Below are 19,413 nucleotides of genomic sequence, written 5' to 3' on the forward strand. Positions count from 1 at the left end.
GTGGCCGCTCCGTGTCTCGTTGTTTGGGAGTGCAAAGGTACGTCTTTTTTCCCGGTTGTCAAGTAAAAACTGAAAATATTTTTGGGTATTGATTGTCAGTTTGTTACTCGTAACTCGCTGACCGTTAGCGTGTTGCTTTGGATCAGCGCCCTGTTTCTCTCGATTTGGGACTGCAAAGGTAGGGCGCTTTTTGGCCTCTGTCAAGCCCTGGCGGAAAAATAGTTGGGAGCTCTGGCCCCGCCCATCGGATAAGTGGCCCAACCTCAGCCACTTACTCTCCGTAAATTTTTCAAACTTTTTTTGAGGTTTTTGGATGCCTTCGCAGAACTACAATTTATTCTTTCCTGTGTCCTACGGTTAGCTCCCTTCTCAGGCTCTATATCCGTGTCACATGCCGTATATTGCATCTTTCTTTTTACCTCTATAGTGCTTATCCAGCCTCATTCCATGAAAATTTTACATACAGCGGACTGGCATTTGGGAAAGCGGTTGCAGGATTTTAACCGACTTGCCGAGCAAAAAGGGGTGTTGAACGAACTAGTCGAGCTTGTCGAAGCCGAAGACGTTGATCTGGTGCTGGTGGCTGGCGACCTGTTCGATACCTTTAACCCCTCTGCCGAAGCCGAAGATCTATTATACAGTACGCTGAAACGGTTGACGGGGGGCGGTCGTCGGCCGGTTGTCGTTATTGCCGGCAACCACGACAACCCGGATCGGATTGAAGCACAGGACCACTTCGGCCGCGAGTGCGGTATCATATTCGTTGGTTTCCCGAAAACGGAAGTTCGGTCACACCTGCTCACCTGTGAAACGAAACTACTTCAGGTTGCGCCCGGCTTCGTTGAACTGAAGCTACCCCGGCACGATTTCCCGGTTCGTATCATTTTGACTCCTTACGCCAACGAGGCCCGGATGCGTACGTATTACGGAATGACCAACGCTACGGATCAGTTTCGGGAACACATTCAACAGCATTGGAGCGACCTGGCCAGCACCTACATGGATGACCAGGGGGTTAATCTTCTCGTGGCGCATCTGTTTGTTATGAAACGCGGGGGCGAACAACCCGAAGAGTCGGACGATGAACGAAGCATTCTACAGGTAGGGGGCGCTTCGGTAGTGTATACCGATATGATTCCTGCACCGGTACAATACGTAGCGCTGGGGCATTTGCATCGGCAGCAGGAGATTGGGGGCGGTCCGTGTCCGGTTGTGTACAGCAGCAGTCCGCTGGCATACAGCTTTGCCGAAGCGGATCAGCAGAAATATGCGATGCTCATCAATGCCGAGCCAGGCCGGGCGGTCGACGTTCGGGCAGTTCCGCTGAAAACGGGGAAGCGGCTTCTCCGAAAACGATTTACCCGCGTCGATGATGCCGTCGAATGGCTGGAGGCTAACCCGGAATGTTATCCCGAGATTACCCTGCAAACCCCTACCTACCTGACAGCCGAAGACCGCCGGCGGCTGGCGAAGGCGCACGAAGCGCTGTCATCGGCCAGTATTATTCCGGATATCCGTGATATTGAAACGACCGAAGCCCAGCGCAGTCCGGCGATCGACCTGACGCAAAGTATGGATGTGCTTTTTACGGAGTACTTCAAGAACAAGAACAAAGGGCAGGAGCCCAATCAGCGACTCCGGCAGCTGTTCAACGAGATTTTAGCAACCGAGTTAGAATGATACCCATTAAGCTGCGCATTCAGGGGCTGTATTCCTACCAGGACGTTCAGGAAGTAGATTTCAGGCCATTGGCTGGCGCGAGTGTGTTCGGCATTTTCGGTAAAGTGGGAAGCGGTAAGACATCGCTGCTCGAAGCCATCAGTTTTGCCCTCTACGGCGAGACCGAGCGACTGAATGGCCGTGATAACCGCCAGTACAATATGATGAACCTGAAGTCGAAACAGCTCATGATCGACTTCGAGTTTCAGGCGGGCCCGGATCAGGCTATCTACAAGTTCACCTACGAAGCCCGGCGGCATCCGAAGAAACATCACGAAATCGGGGCGGGTGAACGGCGCATGTTCATCCGAAAAGACGACGAGTGGACCCCCATCGGTACCGAAAAAGATGACGTCGCCGTACTGACGCGGGATATTCTTGGAATCGACTACGACAACTTCAAGCGGATCATTATTATTCCGCAGAACCAGTTTCGCGAGTTTCTGGAGCTGGGCGCTGCCGAACGGACCAAAATGATGAACCAGCTGTTCAAGCTGGATCAGTACGACCTGGCCGGGCGGGTTGCCAAACTGAACAAAGCAAACGACGAGCAACTATCCGAACTGCGGGGTTTACTGTCTCCCCTGGAAGCGGTTACGCCCGAAGCTATCGATGAGGCCCGGTCGGCCATTGCTGCCGTCACGGAAGCCCTGACCCGGAAAGATACCGACATCAACGAACTGCTCCCCACCGAGCAGCGCCTGCTCGATCGGCAGAAGCAGCGCAAAACCCTGTCATCACTCCAGCAGGAACTGAGCCTGCTGCTGGGGCAGGAAGCGAGCTACCGGGAGCGCGAGCAGACGCTGGCTTTGTACGAAAGCTGTCTGCTGCTGTTTCAGGCCGATCTGGCGGGTCTTGAGAAAGCAAACGCCCGAAAAAGTCGGCTGACCGAGAGCGAACGGATCGCCCAGCAGCAACTACTGTCCGTTACCAAGCGGCTTGCGGGGCTGGAGCAGCTCTACGAAGCCGCCCGGCAGGCCTACGAAAGCCGGGATGAGCTACAGCAGAAAATTGACGAGCTGGATACGGTACAGCAGATCAGAACCCTGCAACAGACCATTGGCGAGCAGACCCATTATCAGACAACCTTATCCGGACAGCTCGACCGGCAGGCTGCTCAGCTCGAACGCCACAAAGCCGCCCGCGCTCAGCAGCAGCAGGTGCTGGATCAGGGACTCGGCCGGACGTCTGACCTGGAACGGCTGTACCAGGTCAAGAACTGGTTTGCGGTCTATGCGCCCTTGAAAAAGCAGGCCGACGATCTTCAGGCTGGGGTTGAACGATATGACCAGGCCATAAACGATCTTAAGCAGGAAAAGAACGAAGTACTGGCCGGTTTTCCGGCCGAATGGGCCGACCTGACGCTTAAGGTCCTGCCCGACTATATCGACAACGCCCTGACCAACCTTAAAACAATTCGGCAGGAGCGCGAGCAAAAGCACCGGCAGCTGCTGATTCAGGACGAGCTGCGGAAGTATGCCGATGCGCTCAGCGAAGGGCAGCCCTGTCCCCTGTGCGGATCGGCCCACCACCCTGACCGCCACCGGGGCGACGCCGATCCGGCCGATGTGCAACGCAGCGAAGCCGCTCTGGAGAAAGTTATACAGCGTATTGAAGACACCTCAACGCTTCAGTTAACGATTAAAGAACTGGTTACGAAACTGCGGGCCGAGCTGGAAAACGGCAAACGACTTATTCAGGAGCGCACGGATATTGTCAAACAGCTGACCGAACATGAAGACCGTTTTGTCTGGCCCGAGTTCTCGAAAGAGCGCGAAGGCGAGGTAACCGAGGCCATACGCCGGGAAAGCGATGCGCAACAGCAGCTTCAGGATGCCCAGCAGGCTATTCGAAACCTGGACCAACTGATTACCGACGCCGAAAAAGCGTACAACGATCTGTCAAAAAAGGTCATCGAGACCGGTCATGCTATTGCGGGGCTGAGTGGCCAGCTGAAAACGGCCGCCGAATCACTGGCGCATTTCCGGCTCGATGAGGTCACCAACTGGCGGCTCGATCAGATTGACGCATTGCGGGCATCGCTGAGCGAGGTCTACAACCAGGCCCGGCTCAATTTCGATGCTACCTCAAAGCAGAAAAGCGAGGCCGAAAAAGAGCTGGCAACCGTTGAAGAACAGATTCAGCAGCTTCATAACCAGCTGAGCGAGGTCACTACCGAACTCGACGCGCTCGACGTTACCATTGCCCGGAATCTGGAAGCGCAGCGCCTGACGCTCGATCAGGTAAGCCGAATAGTGCGGTCGGAGCTGAACGTTGGGCATGAAAAGCAGCAGATCAACGAATATAACGAGCAGCGGAGCGGGCTTCAGCGCCAGGTCGACCTCCTGGAGGCTGAACTGACCCAGCACCCCTTCGATCCGGACGAGCTGGCAACCGTTCAGCAGCAACTGGCGATTTTACAGGCCGAAAAAGACGAGCTGAACAAAGAGCACGGCCGCGCTACGAGCGTACTGGCCTCGCTCGAAACCCAATGGCAGCAGAAACTGAGCCACCAGAAGCGGCACGACGAGCTGGAACTTCGGCGGCAGGATCTGAAAAAGATGGACGAGATGTTCCGGGCGCAGGGGTTCGTCAACTACGTTTCATCCGTTTATCTGAAAAGCCTCTGCGAATCGGCCAACGAGCGGTTCTTCAAGCTGACCAACAACCAGCTCAAGCTGGAACTGGATGAGAAAAACAACTTCCAGATTCGCGACTACATGAACGGGGGCGAACTGCGAAGCGTGAAAACCCTGTCGGGCGGCCAGACCTTTCAGGCCGCCCTGTCCATGGCGCTGGCGCTGTCGGACAATATTCAGCACCTGACCAAAGCGCGGCAGAATCTGTTTTTTCTGGACGAAGGCTTCGGCACGCTCGACAAAGACGCGCTGCAAACAGTGTTTAAAACGCTGAAAGCCTTACGCACGGAAAACCGGGTGGTCGGTATTATTTCGCACGTTGACGACCTGCAGCACGAAGTCGACACTTACATCCGCACCATAGCCACTGAGACCGGTAGCCGGATCGAGACCAGCTGGGACTAAACAAAAAGCGGGCTGTGCGTCGAGACGGAATCGTAGATACCGTTTCTGACACACAGCCCGCCCTTTTATACTGTAGTACTAGGGTTGCTTATTGATCAGGTCCATTACTTCTTCCGAAATACCGGTCATGCTGAAGCCGCCGTCGTGGAAGAGGTTCTGCATGGTAACCATGCGGGTCATGTCCGAGAAAAGCGTAATGCAATAGTCGGCGCACTGATCGGCGGTGGCGTTACCCAGCGGAGCCGTTTTTTCAGCAAATTCAAAGAACCGGTCAAAACCACCGATACCGCTGCCCGCCGTGGTTGGCGTAGGCGACTGCGACACCGTGTTGATCCGCACTTTGCGGTGCTGGCCGTAGCGGTAGCCGAAGCTCCGGGCAATGGATTCGAGCAGGGCTTTGGCATCGGCCATGTCGGTATAGAACGGGAAGGTACGCTGGGCCGCCATGTAGGTCAGCGCCACCACCGAACCCCACTCACTGATGGCGTCGAGTTTATAGGCAGACTGGAGCATTTTATGAAACGACACCGCCGAAATATCGAGCGTCTGTTTCAGCCAGTCATAGTTCAGATCAGTATAGGCGCGCCCTTTGCGAATATTGGGGCTCATGCCGATACTGTGCAGCACGAAATCAACTTTTCCGCCCAGTACTTCCTGCGATTTGGTGAACAGGTTGTCGAGATCGTCGGATGAGGTAGCATCGGCCGGAATAATTTCGGCGTTCGTTTGCTCAGCCAGCTCGCGGATAGCTCCCATGCGCATGGCGATGGGCGCGTTGGTCAACGTAAACGTAGCCCCTTCTTCTTTGGCCTTGAGGGCAATTTTCCAGGCAATTGATTGTTCATTCAGGGCACCCGAAATGATGCCTCGCTTTCCATTCAGTAATCCGTAAGCCATTTTTTCTCTGTTTTGCCGGGGTCCCGGCTCGATGGTCAAATCACAGGTTGCGGTCAAACACCACACGACTGTATTGCTTTCACTCCAGTCGGAACAACAAAAGTAGACTATTTTTTCAGGTTAAGGGCTACCGTTGTGCCCGAAGCGCCCGCCACGGGCATCTTCAGCACGTTCCGCATGAACGCTTCGGTAGTCTTGTACACCCCGTCCAGATCGCCCGACGTGAAGTGCGACGCGATAACGTGTTCCCCCGCTTCGGGAAAAGCAACCTTCTGTTTTTTATCGGCTGGCGTGCCCAGCTCGTCATACATCGCCAGCATGGCCGCTACCGACACTACTTTATCCTGATTGTCTTCATCCTTGTAATAATAGCCCATGAACACCGGCTGCTTTACCCGCTGAAACTGCTCCGGGGTCATATACTGATCGAGCATGGTTTGCAGCGTGATGAGTCCATTGGTATGATACTGGGTAAACCAGTACTGGGCCCGGTCGGGTTTGTAGTGGGTCATGATGGCGTGTTCGCCCCCGAAAGCCCGGTCCAGAATCTGTTTGCCCCAGGGACGGGTAGCCAGCTTCAGCGCCGGATTGGCCACCGCAATACAGGGCGAGTACAGCACCAGCCCTTCCAGCTCAGGATGACGCGCAGCCAGGTACAGCGCCAGCATGCCCCCCGCCGAGGTGCCGATAACCACGACTTTCTCGCCCAGCGCCTTACCGATGGCCAGCGCCCGCTCGGCCGAAGCTGCGTAGCTGGCAGGCGTCATCTCCTTGAGCGCATCGGGCGACTTAACGCCGTGGCCGTCGGTGCGAGCCAGATACAGGTTGCAGCCGAACTGCCGGGCCAGCTGCTTATGAATAGGGTCGCCCTCGGCCCAGCTCGCCGAGAACCCGTGAATATAAACCAGGCTGTAGGGCGTCTTTACCTTGCGCGAGCTATCGGCCCAGATGATCCGGGCTTCGTTGTCGGGCTTCAGCCCCGCCTTGCCTTCTGACTCGGCAATGCGTTGTTCAAGTTTAACCAAATCAGAATCGAGAATAATTGGCTCGTCTTTGATGGGATCGTAATGCGACGATGGCCCGAGTACATAGCCACCAACCAATACAGCCAGCAGCAAACCCGTGATGGTGAACAGTCGTTTCATGCGTACTCTTTGATTTCCATTCGGATACGCCAGTCTTTCGGCAGGTAGTTGTTGACGCGGTTGCCTACGCCCTTCATCCAGCCCAGATTCAGGCCTTTATACCGGGCCAGCAACCAGCCTTTGACGGGCCGATCGAACACCAGGTTTTCTTTCTTAAAGTACCGAAGTGCCTCTTCTTTACTGAGTTCGATAGCTGGTAGGTCGGCATGAACCGCCGTACTCAACGCCAGCGCATGCGACGGAATAAAGTCGGTTCCTTTAAACTGCCCGATCTCGAGGCCAAAGCCTTTGTTATGAATAGCCACGTCCAGAAACAGAAACTGCTTCTCCAGCGCTTTGGGTAGTATCATCACGTCGCCGTTGGGTTTTTCCCAGAACGAAAAGTCGGCCGGATGCTGGAGCCACTGCGAAGCCGAAGCCGTTTCGCGCGGACGCAGCGCCCGGATGCTCCGGAACGTTCGGGCGTCCAGCCTGACCGTAGGCGAGAAGGCTGTTTTCCGGAAAACGCTGATAAAAAACCCTTCGCCCCGTACCCGATGTGGATAACACTGATAGCCAACGGCATCGCCCACGTGTTTTTCAACGATATTCCAGTCGGCGGGCAGTATCAGCGGCCGGCTGTCGAAGCCGTTATCCACCAGATACTGCATGTTATCCACATTTTCGACATCGTTATACGTACAGGTCGAGTAAATCAGGATACCGCCCTGATCGAGCAGGGGCGCAGCAGCGGCCAGAATCCGTTTCTGCCGGGCCGAACAGAGCTGTACGCTATCGGCCGACCACTCGCCAACGGCGTCGGGATCTTTCCGAAACAATCCTTCCCCCGAGCAGGGCGCATCGACCAGAACCACATCAAAGAACCCCGATAGTTTACCAAGGTCCTCGGGATCGTGATTGCTGACAACAACGTTCGGGTAACCCCACTTTTCGATGTTCTCGCGCAGCACCGACACCCGGCTTCGGATCACTTCATTGCAGATCAGCAGACTATCGGAATGAAGGGCCGACGCCAGCAGGGTGCTTTTCCCGCCCGGGGCCGCACACAGGTCCAGCACCCGAAGCGGCCGATCAGACCGGACAGACTGCCGCAGGGCTTCGGCCAGAAGCATAGACGAGGCCTCCTGTACGTAATAGGCACCCGCCTGAAACAGCGGATCGAGGGTAAAATTAGGACGCTGGGGCAGGTAAAATCCATCCGCACACCAGGGCACCCGCTCCAGTTCCGTCGTATCGACGGCCGGTTTACGCGGATTTAGCCGGATGCTCACGGGAGCAGGCTCGCCTAACGCAGCTTCGAAAGCCGGAAATTCATCACCCAGCAGCGTCTGCATCTGGTCCTGAAACGCCGGCGGAAGCTGGTCCTTCGGTAGCCCTGTTTTTGGAAGAGTATTCATTACTCAAAGGTACGAAACCAGCACGCGGATTGATTCATTACCTTTGCCGGATGCTACTTACGCCTGACTTACTCAACCGTTTCGCTACCATCCGAACCTTTATTTTTGACATCGACGGGGTCCTGACCACCGGCGATGTTCATCTGCTGGCTTCCGGCGAACAATTCAGAACCTTCGACATCAAAGACAGCTACGCCATTGAGCACGCGCTTCGGGCAGGGTTCCGGGTCGGTATCGTTTCGGCCGCCACGGCCGATGGCGTTCGGAACTGGTTCGAGATCCTGGGGGTAACCGATTTATTCATGGGCAACCCCTCAGATCAGAAGCTCAACACCTTCCTGACCTACGTTTCCCGCGATGATCTGAACGAATCAGAAATCCTGTACATGGGCGACGACCTGCCCGACTGCCCGATACTTAGCCGTCCTGAGGTGCTGGGGGCCTGCCCGGCCGATGCGGTCGATGAGGTCAAAGCTGTCTGCAGCTATGTGTCGCAGAAATTGGGGGGTCAGGGAGCCGTTCGTGATGTAATCGAACGCGTCCTGAAAGCACAGGCGAAGTGGCACTCGTAATCCGTCAACAACCTATGCTCAATTTAGCAACCCGTGATCAGGCTGTCATCTGGCATCCGTTCACCCAAATGCAAACGGCTCCGCTGCCCACCCCTATTGTTCGGGGCGCTGGCTCTGTTCTCTATGGCGCCGATGGCCGCGAATACCTGGACATGATCGCGTCGTGGTGGGTCAACCTCCACGGCCACGCCAATCCGTACATTGCGCAACGCGTGTCGGAGCAGCTGAACACCCTCGAACACGTCATCTTTGCCGACTTCACCCACCAGCCGGCGGTTGAACTGGCCGAGCGGCTACTGGCTATACTGCCGACTGGGCAGGCTAAGATTTTTTACTCCGACAACGGCTCTACGGCGGTTGAGGTAGCGCTCAAGATGGCTTTCCAGTACTGGTATAACCTGGGCCAACCCCGCCAGAAAGTCATTGCGCTGGAAGGAGCCTACCACGGCGATACGTTTGGCGCAATGGCGGTAAGCGGGCGTAGTGCGTTCACCGCCCCGTTTACGCCTTTCCTGTTCGATGTGGAATACCTGCCGGTACCGGTACCGGGGCAGGAAGAAGCTGTGCTTCGTCAGGCTCGCGACCTGTTTACGACCGACGTGGCCGCTTTCATTGCCGAACCGCTGGTGCAGGGCGCTGGTGGCATGGTCATGTACGAACCCGCCATACTCGACGAGCTGTTCCAGATGGCCCGGCAACAGGGCTCGCTCCTGATCGCCGACGAAGTAATGACGGGGTTTGGCCGTACGGGCCGACTGTTTGCCTCAGACTACCTGACCGAAAAACCGGACCTGATGTGTCTGTCGAAGGGAATAACCGGCGGCACGATGGCCATGGGCGTCACTACCTGCACGCAACCGATATACGAAGCGTTTCTATCGACCGAAAAGATAAAGACGCTTTTTCACGGACACTCCTATACCGCCAACCCGCTGGCCTGCTCGGCTGCGCTGGCCAGCATGGACCTGACGCTCTCTGATGATACGCGGGCCAATATTGACCGTATCAGTCAGCAGCACGCCGGTTTTGTGAGTCGATTGACAACGCAGTCGGGGGTGGGTAATATCCGGCAGCGGGGCACGCTACTGGCGTTCGATCTGCTGGGCGAAGGCGGCACATCGTACTTCAACGGCATTCGGGATCGGGCGTATGCGTTTCTGCTGGACCGGGGTGTGCTGATGCGGCCGCTGGGTAATGTACTTTACCTGATGCCGCCCTATTGCACCACCAATGAGCAGCTGCAGTATACCTATACCCAGATCGAAGCGCTGCTGACCCACCTGGCCGAAACCGGTACTGACAGATAACCGCTACGAGACCGGACGGGTAGTATACTGATCAACCACCTCGTTGGGATGGATTTCAAGCACGTTGGCCAGCACCAGCAGCACGAGCGTTCGGGAAGCTATTTTGCGCGATATACCCGCAATAGACGCGAACAGATCAACCGTAATGCTGTTGTGCTCGCCAAGGTGCTGCATCAGCTTACGCTCCTTCTCGCCGTAGTTGAACCGGATGTCGCGGGCGGCCTGTTCGCCTTTCAGGATCTCGCGCACTTCGCGACTGGCCTGCACGGATTTGTCGGCCACACGTACGTAGGCCTTCTTGTTGTCGGGCTCCTGGGGGTCAGGAATGATATAATGCGGCTTGTTAAGGCTGGGCGGCACCCGAATGACCAGAACTTCGCGCTCGTCGTAGAGCTGAACCCGTTCGATGGTGTATGAAATGCGCGGAAAACAGTACTTGTGAATAGCCCGAACGAGCAGGTACTCGTCTTCGTCGGCGTATTTTAGTCCCGGAATCGTTTTGTCGTCGCCGACGCCGATGAGCATGGTTCCGCCGTTGGTGTTGGCGAAGGCTACCACGCCCCGAATAATTTTTTCGGGATGGTTTGTTTTCAGCTTGAACTCTAAATGGGAACCCTCTCCCCGTTTAACCAGGTTCTTGAGCGCCTGATGGTCCATAACAGATGGGGTCATCTGGTTGAGCACTGAATCGCGATAAATATACGACTTTTCCACAACCTTGCAACTATTATTCCTGTATCTCTATTTTGCAGAAAAGTGGGTTATCTGCGGCCAACTTTTTAGTCGTACATACCGTTACAAATTGGCAGAGATGATTAACTCAATCGTATAAATAACATAAAAATGCTGCTAAACGTTGCGCTCGTTATTGGTACATTCCTGTTTATGGAGGGGGTAGCGTGGTTCACCCATAAGTACGTGATGCACGGTTTTTTATGGAGCTGGCACCGCGATCACCACAATCATCACAAAGGTTTTTTTGAGCGAAACGACCTGTTTGCGGTTGTTTTTGCCGGTACGGCCATCTCGCTGATCGTAGCGGGCGTAGAACTGCCCGACTATCGGTACCTGGCCTGGATTGGCGCGGGCGTTACGCTCTACGGGGTGTTTTATTTTGTATTTCACGATGTTATCGTACACCGGCGGGCCAGGCTGAACGTCAACACCAACGGGCGTTATATGCAGCGCATCATGCGGGCGCACTATATTCATCATAAGGTACATACCAAAGAAGGCGCCGAAGCATTCGGCTTTCTGTATGCTCCGAAAAAATACGACCGTCCGGTCAAGGAAAAAGCGAAATCAGAAACGGCCTGACCAACGGCCCTATCCGGTTACTCCCGGGCATAAAAAAGGTGTATCCGCTTCGCGCAGGTACACCTTTTTTGTACTGTCCTTTTAAGCTGGCTCAGTATTCGTCTTCATTGAAGAAGAAATCATCTTTGGTCGGATAGTCGGGCCAGATTTCTTCAATACTTTCGTAAGGTTGTCCGTCGTCTTCGAGTTCCTGGAGGTTTTCAACCACTTCGAGCGGAGCGCCGGAGCGAATCGAATAATCGATCAGTTCATCTTTGGTAGCGGGCCAGGGGGCATCTTCCAGATAGGAGGCCAGTTCAAGTGTCCAGTACATAGTGTGTTCGTAGTTAATGTCGATTTTTCAATGAGGGTGCAAAAGTAAAAAAAACTTGATTTCCAAGACTAATTCCTCAAAAATGTTGCAGAACGGCCTGTATGGGGATTTAGGCCAATAACGCACTAGCTTTTGTTTTGTTTTGGGTTCCTACTCAATGTTGCTCCCCGGCGGCTGAACCCTTATCCATATAGGCTGATTCTGAAACCAATGATTGTTGAAGTATGTGCTTACTCCCTGGCCTCCTGCCTGACAGCCCAACAGGCCGGCGCCGGTCGTATCGAACTGTGTGGGGGTATGCCCGAAGGCGGCACCACGCCGAGCGCGGGCCTGATCAGGCAGGCCCGGCAACACCTGCATATTCCCGTCTACGTGATGATCCGTCCGCGCGGGGGCGACTTCCTCTATAACGAGTCAGAGCTGGCGGTGATGGAAGACGACATCAGACTGGCTCAGGCCTACGGCGCCGATGGCCTCGTACTGGGGCTGCTGAACAGCGACGGCACGGTTGACGAAGCAACTACCCAACGACTGATTCGACTGGCCCACCCCCTGCCGGTCACCTTTCACCGGGCTTTCGATATGACGCGCGACCCCGCCGAAGCGCTGGAGGCCGTCATTCGCACCGGTGCCGTTCGGATTCTTACGTCAGGGCAGCAACCTACGGCCGACAGAGGAGCAACACTCCTGCGGCAGCTAACCCGGCAGGCTGCAGGCCGGATCGAGATCATGGCCGGATCGGGAGTCAACGCCCAGAATGCTCAGGTATTGATCGACGCCGGGGTGGATGCGCTGCACCTCAGTGGCGGTGTCCGGCACGACAGTGCGATGCACTATCGGCAGCCCGCCCTGTCAATGGCCTCGTCGGTACCCGGCGAGTATGACCTCGTTGAAGCCAACGCCGGTAAGATACAGGCGGTGGTGACGATTACAGCACAATAGCGCGGTTTCCGGCAATAAACACCCGGTCGTTGAAGACCAGCTTCAGCGCCTGCGACAGCACGATTTTTTCGACATCGCGCCCCTCGGTAGCCATATCCGCTGCCGAATGGCGATGGTCTACTTCCTTAACATTCTGGGCAATGATGGGTCCTTCGTCGAGGTCGTTATTGACAAAATGGGCCGTGGCACCGATAATCTTGACGCCCCGCTCGTAGGCCTGCCGGTAGGGATTGGCGCCCACGAACGCGGGCAGAAACGAGTGGTGGATATTGATGATCCGGTTCGGGAACAGGCCAACGAATCCGGCCGTCAGCACGCGCATGTACTTGGCCAGCACGAGGTAGTCCGGCTCGTAGATGGACAGCGTTCGGCGAATGGCCTCTTCGTGTTCTTCGCGGCTCCGGCCCTCGTGGGAGACGTAATGGAAAGGAATCCCGAACTTACTGACCAGCGGCTGCAAATGATTGTAGTTGCTGATCACGGCCAGTATATCGGCGTCCAGTTCGTCAAAAGCGTAGCGGATGAGCAGATCGCCCAGGCAATGGTGCTCCTTGGTAACGAAGACAACGATGTTCTTTTTCCGCTTCGGATTGAGCCGGAAGGTAATGCCGTCGGCGTTGGGCAGGGTATTGTATAACTCGTTTAGCAGGGCCTCACTGTCAAACGTTCCCTCAAACTCGGTGCGCATGAAAAACTGGCCGGCCGGGCTCACATACTCGTCGTTATGAATGATATTGAGGCCGTGGCGATACAATACGCCCGTAACGTGGTAGATCAGTCCCTTACTGTCGGGACCGTCCATGAGCAGGATGTGTTTGCTGGTGTCGGGAGCCATAGAAACCAAGAAATTGGGCAAAAGTAGTACGGCGTCCCGGTTAATGCTTTATTTTTAGCCAAATCACAACACTCATGGTAAATCGTCGACGCTTTCTTACGCTCAGCTCCCTCTCCGGCCTGTTTCCTTCCCTGGCCTTCACGACTCAATCGCCCCCCCTGTCTTACGCATCCGGTCCGCTGGTTGTATCGACCTGGAACCAGCCCAAAGCCAACGCAGCCGCCGAGGCTGTACTGAGCCGGGGCGGGCGGGCCCTTGATGCCGTAGAAGCCGGAGCCCGCGTTCCCGAAGCCGACCCAAATGATACGAGCGTAGGATACGGTGGTCTGCCCGACCGCGACGGGCGGGTTACGCTGGATGCCTGCATCATGGACGAGCGCGGCAACTGCGGCTCGGTCACCTACCTCGAGCATATTATGCACGCCATTTCCGTAGCGCGGGCCGTCATGGAAAAAACGCCCCATGTTATGATATCGGGCGAGGGCGCGCTGAAGTTCGCGCTGTCTCAGGGTTTCAAAAAAGAGAACCTGCTCACCAAATCATCGGAAGCCGCCTGGCGCGAGTGGATGAAAACGGCCAAATACAAACCCCAGGTCAACATCGAACGCCACGACACCATCGGTATGCTGGCGATGGATACCAAAGGTGATTTCTCGGGAGCCTGCACCACCAGCGGTCTGGCCTATAAAATGAACGGCCGCGTCGGCGATTCACCCATCATCGGCTCCGGCCTGTTTGTTGACAACACAATCGGAGCGGCCTGTGCTACCGGGCTGGGCGAGCTGGTCATGCGGACCTGCGGTTCCTTTCTGGCGGTTGAACTGATGCGGCAGGGTAAGACACCGCAGCAGGCCTGCGAGGAAGTCATCAACCGAATCGTGAAAGGGCCTTCTATCAAAGACGGCAAATACGTTGACGGGCAGGGCAACCTGAACGATGTACAGGTGGGCGTACTGGCCGTAAACCGGCAGGGCGAAATTGGCGCCTACAGCATCCAGACCGGATTCAACTATACCGTTTCGCAGAACGGACGAACGGAGGTTCGGGAAGCTAAATCATTTCTGAGTAAATAGTTTGGGGTTTGTAGTTTGGCATACGTAGTTTGGGCAGTTTTTGAACCCTTGCTACTTAGTCAGGTTATGGAATCTGTTGACGCTGTCGTTTCCATTAGTCGGGTTTGCCGCTCAACGAATCGATCCAATAAACAGACCGCTGCAACAACACTATAGTTCTCAACCCAAAACCACAAATAAGCTCTTGGAATCGGTATTCTCCACGTCGAAGCGCAAACTCCTGCTCGAAATTGCCTGGGAAGTTTGCAACCAGGTCGGCGGCATCTATACAGTAATCCGGTCTAAAGTACCGGCTATGGTCGAGAAGTGGGATGATAACTACGTAGCGCTGGGCCCCTACTTCCCGCAGCGGGCAGCCGCCGAGTTTGAACCCATTACCGAATCTGACGCAACCGAGATTGGTCAGACCGTTCGTAAGATGCGGCAGATGGGGTATAGCGTCGAGTATGGGTACTGGCTCGTAACGGGTCGGCCGCGCGTTGTCCTTTTCGATATTACCTGCATCGGCGTTGACCAGCTTAACGCCATCAAAGGCCAGCTTTGGCAAAACCACCAGCTATCGACGCTGAATGTTGAAGACCTGGTAAACCAGACCATTGCGTTCGGTGAGATGGTTCGGGTCTTTATCACCCTCCTGGCAGAGGATCATGCCCGGCGGGTCGACTTCGTGGCTCACTTCCACGAGTGGATGGCCAGCAGCGGCCTGCCCGACCTGCGCCGGGATAACGTAAAGGTAGCTACTGTTTTCACCACCCATGCTACCATGCTGGGCCGGTATCTGGCGCAGAACGAACCCGGTTTTTACGGTAAGCTACCGTTCTTCGACTGGCTCCGCGAAGCCCGCCACTACGGTATCGAAACCCAGGCAACCATTGAGCGGCTGGCCGCTCAACAGGCCCACGTGTTTACCACCGTCAGCGATGTGACCTCGCGCGAGTGCGAGGTCTTCCTGGGCCGGCAAACAGACCTCATTCTGCCAAACGGCCTGAATATCACCCGCTTTGCGGCTGTCCACGAGTTCCAGAATCTGCACGTCAAGTATAAGGATAAGATCCATGAGTTCGTGATGGGCCATTTCTTCCAGAACTACTCGTTCGATCTGGAAAAGACCCTGTACTTCTTTACCTCGGGCCGCTTCGAGTTCACCAACAAAGGATACGACATTACGCTGGAGGCCCTGGCGCGGCTCAACTACCGCATGCGCGAGGCTAACATGGACATGACGGTGGTGATGTTCATGGTTACAAAGCAGCCCTTTACATCTATCAACCCCGACGTGCTTCACTCCCGGGCTTTACTCGACGAGATTCAGGAAACCTGCGAGAGCATCGAAAAACAGGTGGGCGAACGGCTCTTTCATGCAGCCGCTTCGGGGCAGAGTGCCAACGCCCTCCCCGACCTCAACACGTTTGTCGATGAGTACTGGCGGCTCCGGCTCCGGCGAACGGTTCAGAGCTGGAAGAACAAGCAGCTACCGCCTTTCGTGACGCACAACCTCGTGCAGGAAGACGACATGACGCGGTTTATCCAGCAGGCCAACCTCGTTAATAATGAGTATGATCGGGTCAAGATCGTTTACCATCCCGACTTCATTGCCTCTACCAATCCGCTGTTCGGACTGGACTACAGCCAGTTTGTGCGTGGTTGCCACCTGGGGGTGTTCCCGAGCTACTACGAACCCTGGGGCTATACTCCGCTGGAGTGTGTCGTGCGCGGCATTCCGACAGTCACGAGCGATCAGTCGGGCTTCGGCGACTTTATCATGCAGATCATGCGGGACTACGAAAACCGCGGGATCTATGTCATCAACCGCCGGACCCAGAACTTCAACGAAGCCGCCGACCAGCTGACCAACGTCCTGTTTCGCTTCGTGAAAATGGCCCAGCGTGACCGTATTCAGCAGCGGAACCGGGTCGAGAGCATTGCGGAGGTCTTCGACTGGACCAACCTCCGTTCGTATTACGATACGGCCCACGACCTGGCCCTGAAGCGTAAGAAACCTTAGTTTCAGTTCATCATAGTCGGTTTACGCGGCTGGTGTTCGGCGGCCTGGTTTCCGGGTAGTCGAATACCAGGCACGTAAACCGACTCTCTGTTTTTACTAGTCTATGATACGTATTGGCGTAATCAATATCTCGGACCGGGCCAGCGCGGGCGTGTACGAGGATATTCCGGGCAAGGCCGTTGTGGCGCTGCTGACCGACTGGCTTAGCTGCGACTGGGAGCCGGTATACCGCGTTATTCCCGACGAGCAGGACCAGATCGAAGCAACCCTTATCGAACTGGCCGATAGCGAGGGCTGCTGTCTGGTCGTTACCACGGGCGGCACCGGCCCCTCGCCCCGCGATGTGACCCCCGAAGCGACCGAAGCCGTTTGTCAGAAAATGATGCCCGGCTTCGGTGAACTGATGCGCCAGGAAAGTCTGAACTATGTACCCACGGCCATTCTGTCGCGGCAAACGGCGGGTATCCGCGACCAGACGCTGATACTTAACCTGCCGGGCAAGCCAAAGGCCATCGGCCAGTGCCTGTCGGTCGTTTTTCCGGCCATTCCGTATTGTATCGACTTGATTGGCGGGCCGTTTCTGACTACCAACGAAGAGCAGATGAAGGTGTTCCGCCCGAAGGCGTAGGGCACTGATCAGGCCGGTAAACTAATTTTCCCCATAGTGATACTCGGTACGCCCTGCCGATTCCCGAAGGAGGTCGTACCGCCCGCCACGCATTCGTTGGCCAAAACAGCGAATAAAACCGCTTCTTTGGCGTCTCCATTGATACCCAGGTCGTCGGTATATCCGAAGCTACAGGCAGGCAGGCGTTGCCGGATGGCGCTGGTCAGCACCGGGTTATGCATACCGCCCCCACTCATATACACCACGTATGATTCACCGGCGCGCAGGACGCGGCTGATGGCATCGGTAATGGTATCCGCACTGAACTGAACCAGCGTCGCCATCAGATCGGCGGGTGCCAGGTCGGTGGTACGGCTACGCGCCTGAGCCGCGTCGACGTACTGGGTATTAAAGACTTCGGGGCCGGTCGTTTTGGGAAACGGGGCATCGAAAAACGGGTTATCTTTCAGAGCTGCCAGCAACCCATCGTTTACCTGGCCACTGGCTGCCAGCGCGCCGTCTTTATCGTACGGCTGGTTCAGCAGTCGGCGGGCGTAGGCATCGAGGAGCGTATTACCGGGTCCGGTATCGGTCGTAAAAACGGCGCTGGCATCTTCAGTGGCCGGCAGGTCGGTGAAGTTAGCGATACCGCCCATGTTCAGTAAGATTCGATTCTCACCGGCTTTGGAGAACATGAAATAATCACCGTATACGGCCAACGGTGCGCCTTCGCCCCCGTGGGCCACGTGTTTTTGCCGGAAGTCGCTCAGCGTGATAATACCCGTTACAGCCGCTACATGATCGCCGTCGCCAATCTGCAGGGTTGCGTTCGGAAAGCCCGCCCGCCGATGCTGACTTTTGGGCGCGTGGTATACGGTCTGGCCGTGGCTGGCCACCAGATCAACCGCCCGGGGATCGATGTTCCAGGTACGCAGTGCATCCAGAATCATCTGGCCGTGTAGCTGCCCTATGTATGGATTTAGTAAACAAAGTTGCTCAAAGTCGATTTGTGTCTTAGCAAAGATGGCACGAATCTCGTCTTTCAGACCTTCGTCGTACGGTACTGTCATAAACTGTTCGAGCTTCACCCGGGTGGCCGGACCGCTCGCTGAAATCAGGCACAAGGCAATATCGAGACCATCGAGGGAGGTTCCTGACATGAGTCCGATAATCCGGCGATCGGCCTGCTGAGCCGCTGAATAAAGACGTTGTAGTTGTGCGTTCATGCCCTTGGGTTGTCTCTTTTTTGTCTGCCAGCCGCCTGTTCATCCGAAACAGCGCTTGTCGGTCCGGGACGCCCGAAGATACTTTCTTGCAGCCAAAGTGTATGAATTTTTGGGGAGACGAACAATTTTCCTTTTTCGAGAGCATTCTGTTTCAGACGCTGGGCCGTACTGTCGATGTCATCGAGACCCAGTTTTTATCGGGGGGCGACATCAACATGGCGGCTCAGGTCTTCTCGTCGGAAGGCGTTTTTTTTGTAAAATGGAATCATGCCGACAGCCAGACGACGCTGGGCGCGTTCAATCCATTCGAAACGGAAGCGCGGGGGCTGAACCTGCTCCGGCAAACCGATACGCTGGCTATTCCGGAAATTATGGGCTGCGGGCAGCACCAGGGTAAATCGTACCTGATCCTGGAGTTTATCTCGTCGGGTAAGCCAAATCAGCTGTACTGGGAGATGCTGGGGCAGTCACTGGCCGAGATGCACTCGCACACCCAGCCCCGGTTTGGGCTTCATTTCGATAATTTCATCGGCTCGCTTCCGCAAACCAACACGCTCACCAGCAGCGGTTTTGACTTTTTCTTCGATCAGCGGCTGTTGCCCCAGGCCGGTATGGCGCTGTACAAGGGGCTACTGACCAAACCGTATTACGAAGCTCTCTTCCGGCTGCGCGAGCAACTCCCCAACCTGCTTCCCAACGAACGGCCGGCCCTGCTCCACGGCGATTTATGGTCTGGCAATGTGATGGTTACCGAACAGGGCACCCCCGCCCTGATCGACCCGGCCGTTTATTACGGGTTTCGGGAAGCCGAGCTGGCGTTCAGCAAATTATTTGGCGGGTTCGATCAGCGTTTTTACGATGCCTATAACGAAGCGTTCCCCCTCGACCGGGGGTTCGACGAGCGGGTGGGCATTTATAATCTGTATCCTTTGCTGGTACATGTGAATCTGTTTGGGTCAGGTTACGTTAGTGGCGTAGAGCGAATTTTAAAGCGCTACCTGTAGGCGTCAGTGC

Annotated in this window: 17 protein-coding genes; 10 read left to right on the forward strand and 7 right to left on the reverse strand. The window is 55.7% G+C overall.

All coding sequences use genetic code 11. The features are described from left to right. The first annotated feature begins 447 nt into the window (after window positions 1-447). Both B1C80_RS15280 and B1C80_RS15285 read left to right on the forward strand, forming a co-directional pair. Entirely contained in the window at window positions 448-1,680 is a 1,233-nt protein-coding gene (locus tag B1C80_RS15280) for an exonuclease subunit SbcD (RefSeq protein WP_077922065.1), read from the forward strand. Further along, window positions 1,677-4,763 (forward strand): AAA family ATPase, encoded by a 3,087-nt coding sequence (locus tag B1C80_RS15285; RefSeq protein WP_077922066.1) that lies wholly within the window; start codon window positions 1,677-1,679, stop codon window positions 4,761-4,763. The genes B1C80_RS15280 and B1C80_RS15285 overlap by 4 nt, the downstream gene beginning before the upstream one ends. 78 nt (window positions 4,764-4,841) lie before the next feature. On the opposite strand, the gene B1C80_RS15290 is transcribed toward B1C80_RS15285, so the two are convergent. The 3 genes from B1C80_RS15290 to B1C80_RS15300 form a co-directional block, all read right to left on the reverse strand. Continuing rightward, window positions 4,842-5,660 (reverse strand): enoyl-ACP reductase, encoded by an 819-nt coding sequence (locus B1C80_RS15290; RefSeq protein ID WP_077922067.1) that lies wholly within the window; start codon window positions 5,658-5,660, stop codon window positions 4,842-4,844. Between the two features lie 107 nt (window positions 5,661-5,767). Beyond that, on the reverse strand, window positions 5,768-6,805 hold the full coding sequence (locus B1C80_RS15295) for a carboxylesterase (protein ID WP_077922068.1): 1,038 nt from the start codon (window positions 6,803-6,805) through the stop codon (window positions 5,768-5,770). Further along, the gene (locus B1C80_RS15300; RefSeq protein WP_077922069.1) at window positions 6,802-8,202 is read right to left on the reverse strand and encodes an RsmB/NOP family class I SAM-dependent RNA methyltransferase; all 1,401 of its coding nucleotides are present in this window, start codon (window positions 8,200-8,202) and stop codon (window positions 6,802-6,804) included. Before B1C80_RS15300 ends, B1C80_RS15295 begins: the two co-directional genes overlap by 4 nt. Window positions 8,203-8,252: 50 nt before the next feature. Here B1C80_RS15300 and B1C80_RS15305 point away from each other — a divergent pair, with 50 nt between their 5' ends. Together B1C80_RS15305 and bioA are read left to right on the forward strand one after the other, a co-directional pair. Then, a complete protein-coding gene (locus tag B1C80_RS15305) occupies window positions 8,253-8,774 on the forward strand; it encodes an HAD family hydrolase (RefSeq protein ID WP_077922070.1) in 522 nt (173 codons plus the stop codon). Window positions 8,775-8,788: 14 nt separating this feature from the next. Then, complete coding sequence (bioA, locus tag B1C80_RS15310) at window positions 8,789-10,081, forward strand: adenosylmethionine--8-amino-7-oxononanoate transaminase (RefSeq protein WP_077922071.1); 1,293 nt, start codon at window positions 8,789-8,791, stop codon at window positions 10,079-10,081. A 3-nt stretch (window positions 10,082-10,084) separates the two neighbouring features. Here bioA and B1C80_RS15315 read toward each other — a convergent pair whose 3' ends face one another. Beyond that, the gene (locus B1C80_RS15315) at window positions 10,085-10,753 is read right to left on the reverse strand and encodes a helix-turn-helix domain-containing protein (RefSeq protein WP_077922469.1); all 669 of its coding nucleotides are present in this window, start codon (window positions 10,751-10,753) and stop codon (window positions 10,085-10,087) included. 171 nt (window positions 10,754-10,924) lie between these two features. On the opposite strand from B1C80_RS15315, the gene B1C80_RS15320 reads away from it, so the two are divergent. Continuing rightward, window positions 10,925-11,398 carry a sterol desaturase family protein gene (locus B1C80_RS15320; RefSeq protein ID WP_077922072.1) on the forward strand — a complete coding sequence of 158 codons (474 nt, stop codon included), beginning with the start codon at window positions 10,925-10,927 and terminating at the stop codon, window positions 11,396-11,398. A gap of 91 nt (window positions 11,399-11,489) precedes the next feature. Here the strand turns inward: B1C80_RS15320 and B1C80_RS15325 are convergent, their stop codons facing one another. Then, the gene (locus B1C80_RS15325; protein WP_009284883.1) at window positions 11,490-11,711 is read right to left on the reverse strand and encodes a DUF2795 domain-containing protein; all 222 of its coding nucleotides are present in this window, start codon (window positions 11,709-11,711) and stop codon (window positions 11,490-11,492) included. Window positions 11,712-11,921: 210 nt separating this feature from the next. Between B1C80_RS15325 and B1C80_RS15330 the strand changes: the two genes are divergently transcribed. Then, complete coding sequence (locus B1C80_RS15330) at window positions 11,922-12,653, forward strand: copper homeostasis protein CutC (protein WP_077922073.1); 732 nt, start codon at window positions 11,922-11,924, stop codon at window positions 12,651-12,653. Here B1C80_RS15330 and purU read toward each other — a convergent pair. Continuing rightward, window positions 12,640-13,455, reverse strand: a complete 816-nt coding sequence (gene purU / locus B1C80_RS15335) for a formyltetrahydrofolate deformylase (protein WP_236648821.1) — start codon at window positions 13,453-13,455, stop codon at window positions 12,640-12,642. The two genes, B1C80_RS15330 and purU, sit on opposite strands and share 14 nt — an antisense overlap. Before the next feature lie 107 nt (window positions 13,456-13,562). Here purU and B1C80_RS15340 point away from each other — a divergent pair, with 107 nt between their 5' ends. The 3 genes from B1C80_RS15340 to mog all read left to right on the forward strand — a co-directional run bounded on the left by B1C80_RS15340 (window position 13,563) and on the right by mog (window position 17,194). Beyond that, window positions 13,563-14,561 (forward strand): N(4)-(beta-N-acetylglucosaminyl)-L-asparaginase, encoded by a 999-nt coding sequence (locus tag B1C80_RS15340; protein WP_077922074.1) that lies wholly within the window; start codon window positions 13,563-13,565, stop codon window positions 14,559-14,561. A gap of 184 nt (window positions 14,562-14,745) precedes the next feature. Further along, window positions 14,746-16,566: a glycosyltransferase gene (locus B1C80_RS15345; RefSeq protein WP_077922075.1), complete on the forward strand. Its 1,821-nt coding sequence runs from the start codon at window positions 14,746-14,748 to the stop codon at window positions 16,564-16,566. 103 nt (window positions 16,567-16,669) lie between these two features. Then, the gene (mog, locus tag B1C80_RS15350) at window positions 16,670-17,194 is read left to right on the forward strand and encodes a molybdopterin adenylyltransferase (RefSeq protein ID WP_077922076.1); all 525 of its coding nucleotides are present in this window, start codon (window positions 16,670-16,672) and stop codon (window positions 17,192-17,194) included. An 8-nt stretch (window positions 17,195-17,202) separates the two neighbouring features. Here the strand turns inward: mog and B1C80_RS15355 are convergent, their stop codons facing one another. After that, complete coding sequence (locus B1C80_RS15355) at window positions 17,203-18,399, reverse strand: anhydro-N-acetylmuramic acid kinase (RefSeq protein ID WP_077922077.1); 1,197 nt, start codon at window positions 18,397-18,399, stop codon at window positions 17,203-17,205. 101 nt (window positions 18,400-18,500) lie between these two features. Between B1C80_RS15355 and B1C80_RS15360 the strand changes: the two genes are divergently transcribed. Further along, a complete protein-coding gene (locus tag B1C80_RS15360; protein ID WP_077922078.1) occupies window positions 18,501-19,403 on the forward strand; it encodes a fructosamine kinase family protein in 903 nt (300 codons plus the stop codon). Window positions 19,404-19,413 lie beyond the last annotated feature (10 nt).

The organism is Spirosoma sp. 209 (genome assembly GCF_002006735.1).
GTDB lineage: Bacteria > Bacteroidota > Bacteroidia > Cytophagales > Spirosomataceae > Spirosoma > Spirosoma sordidisoli.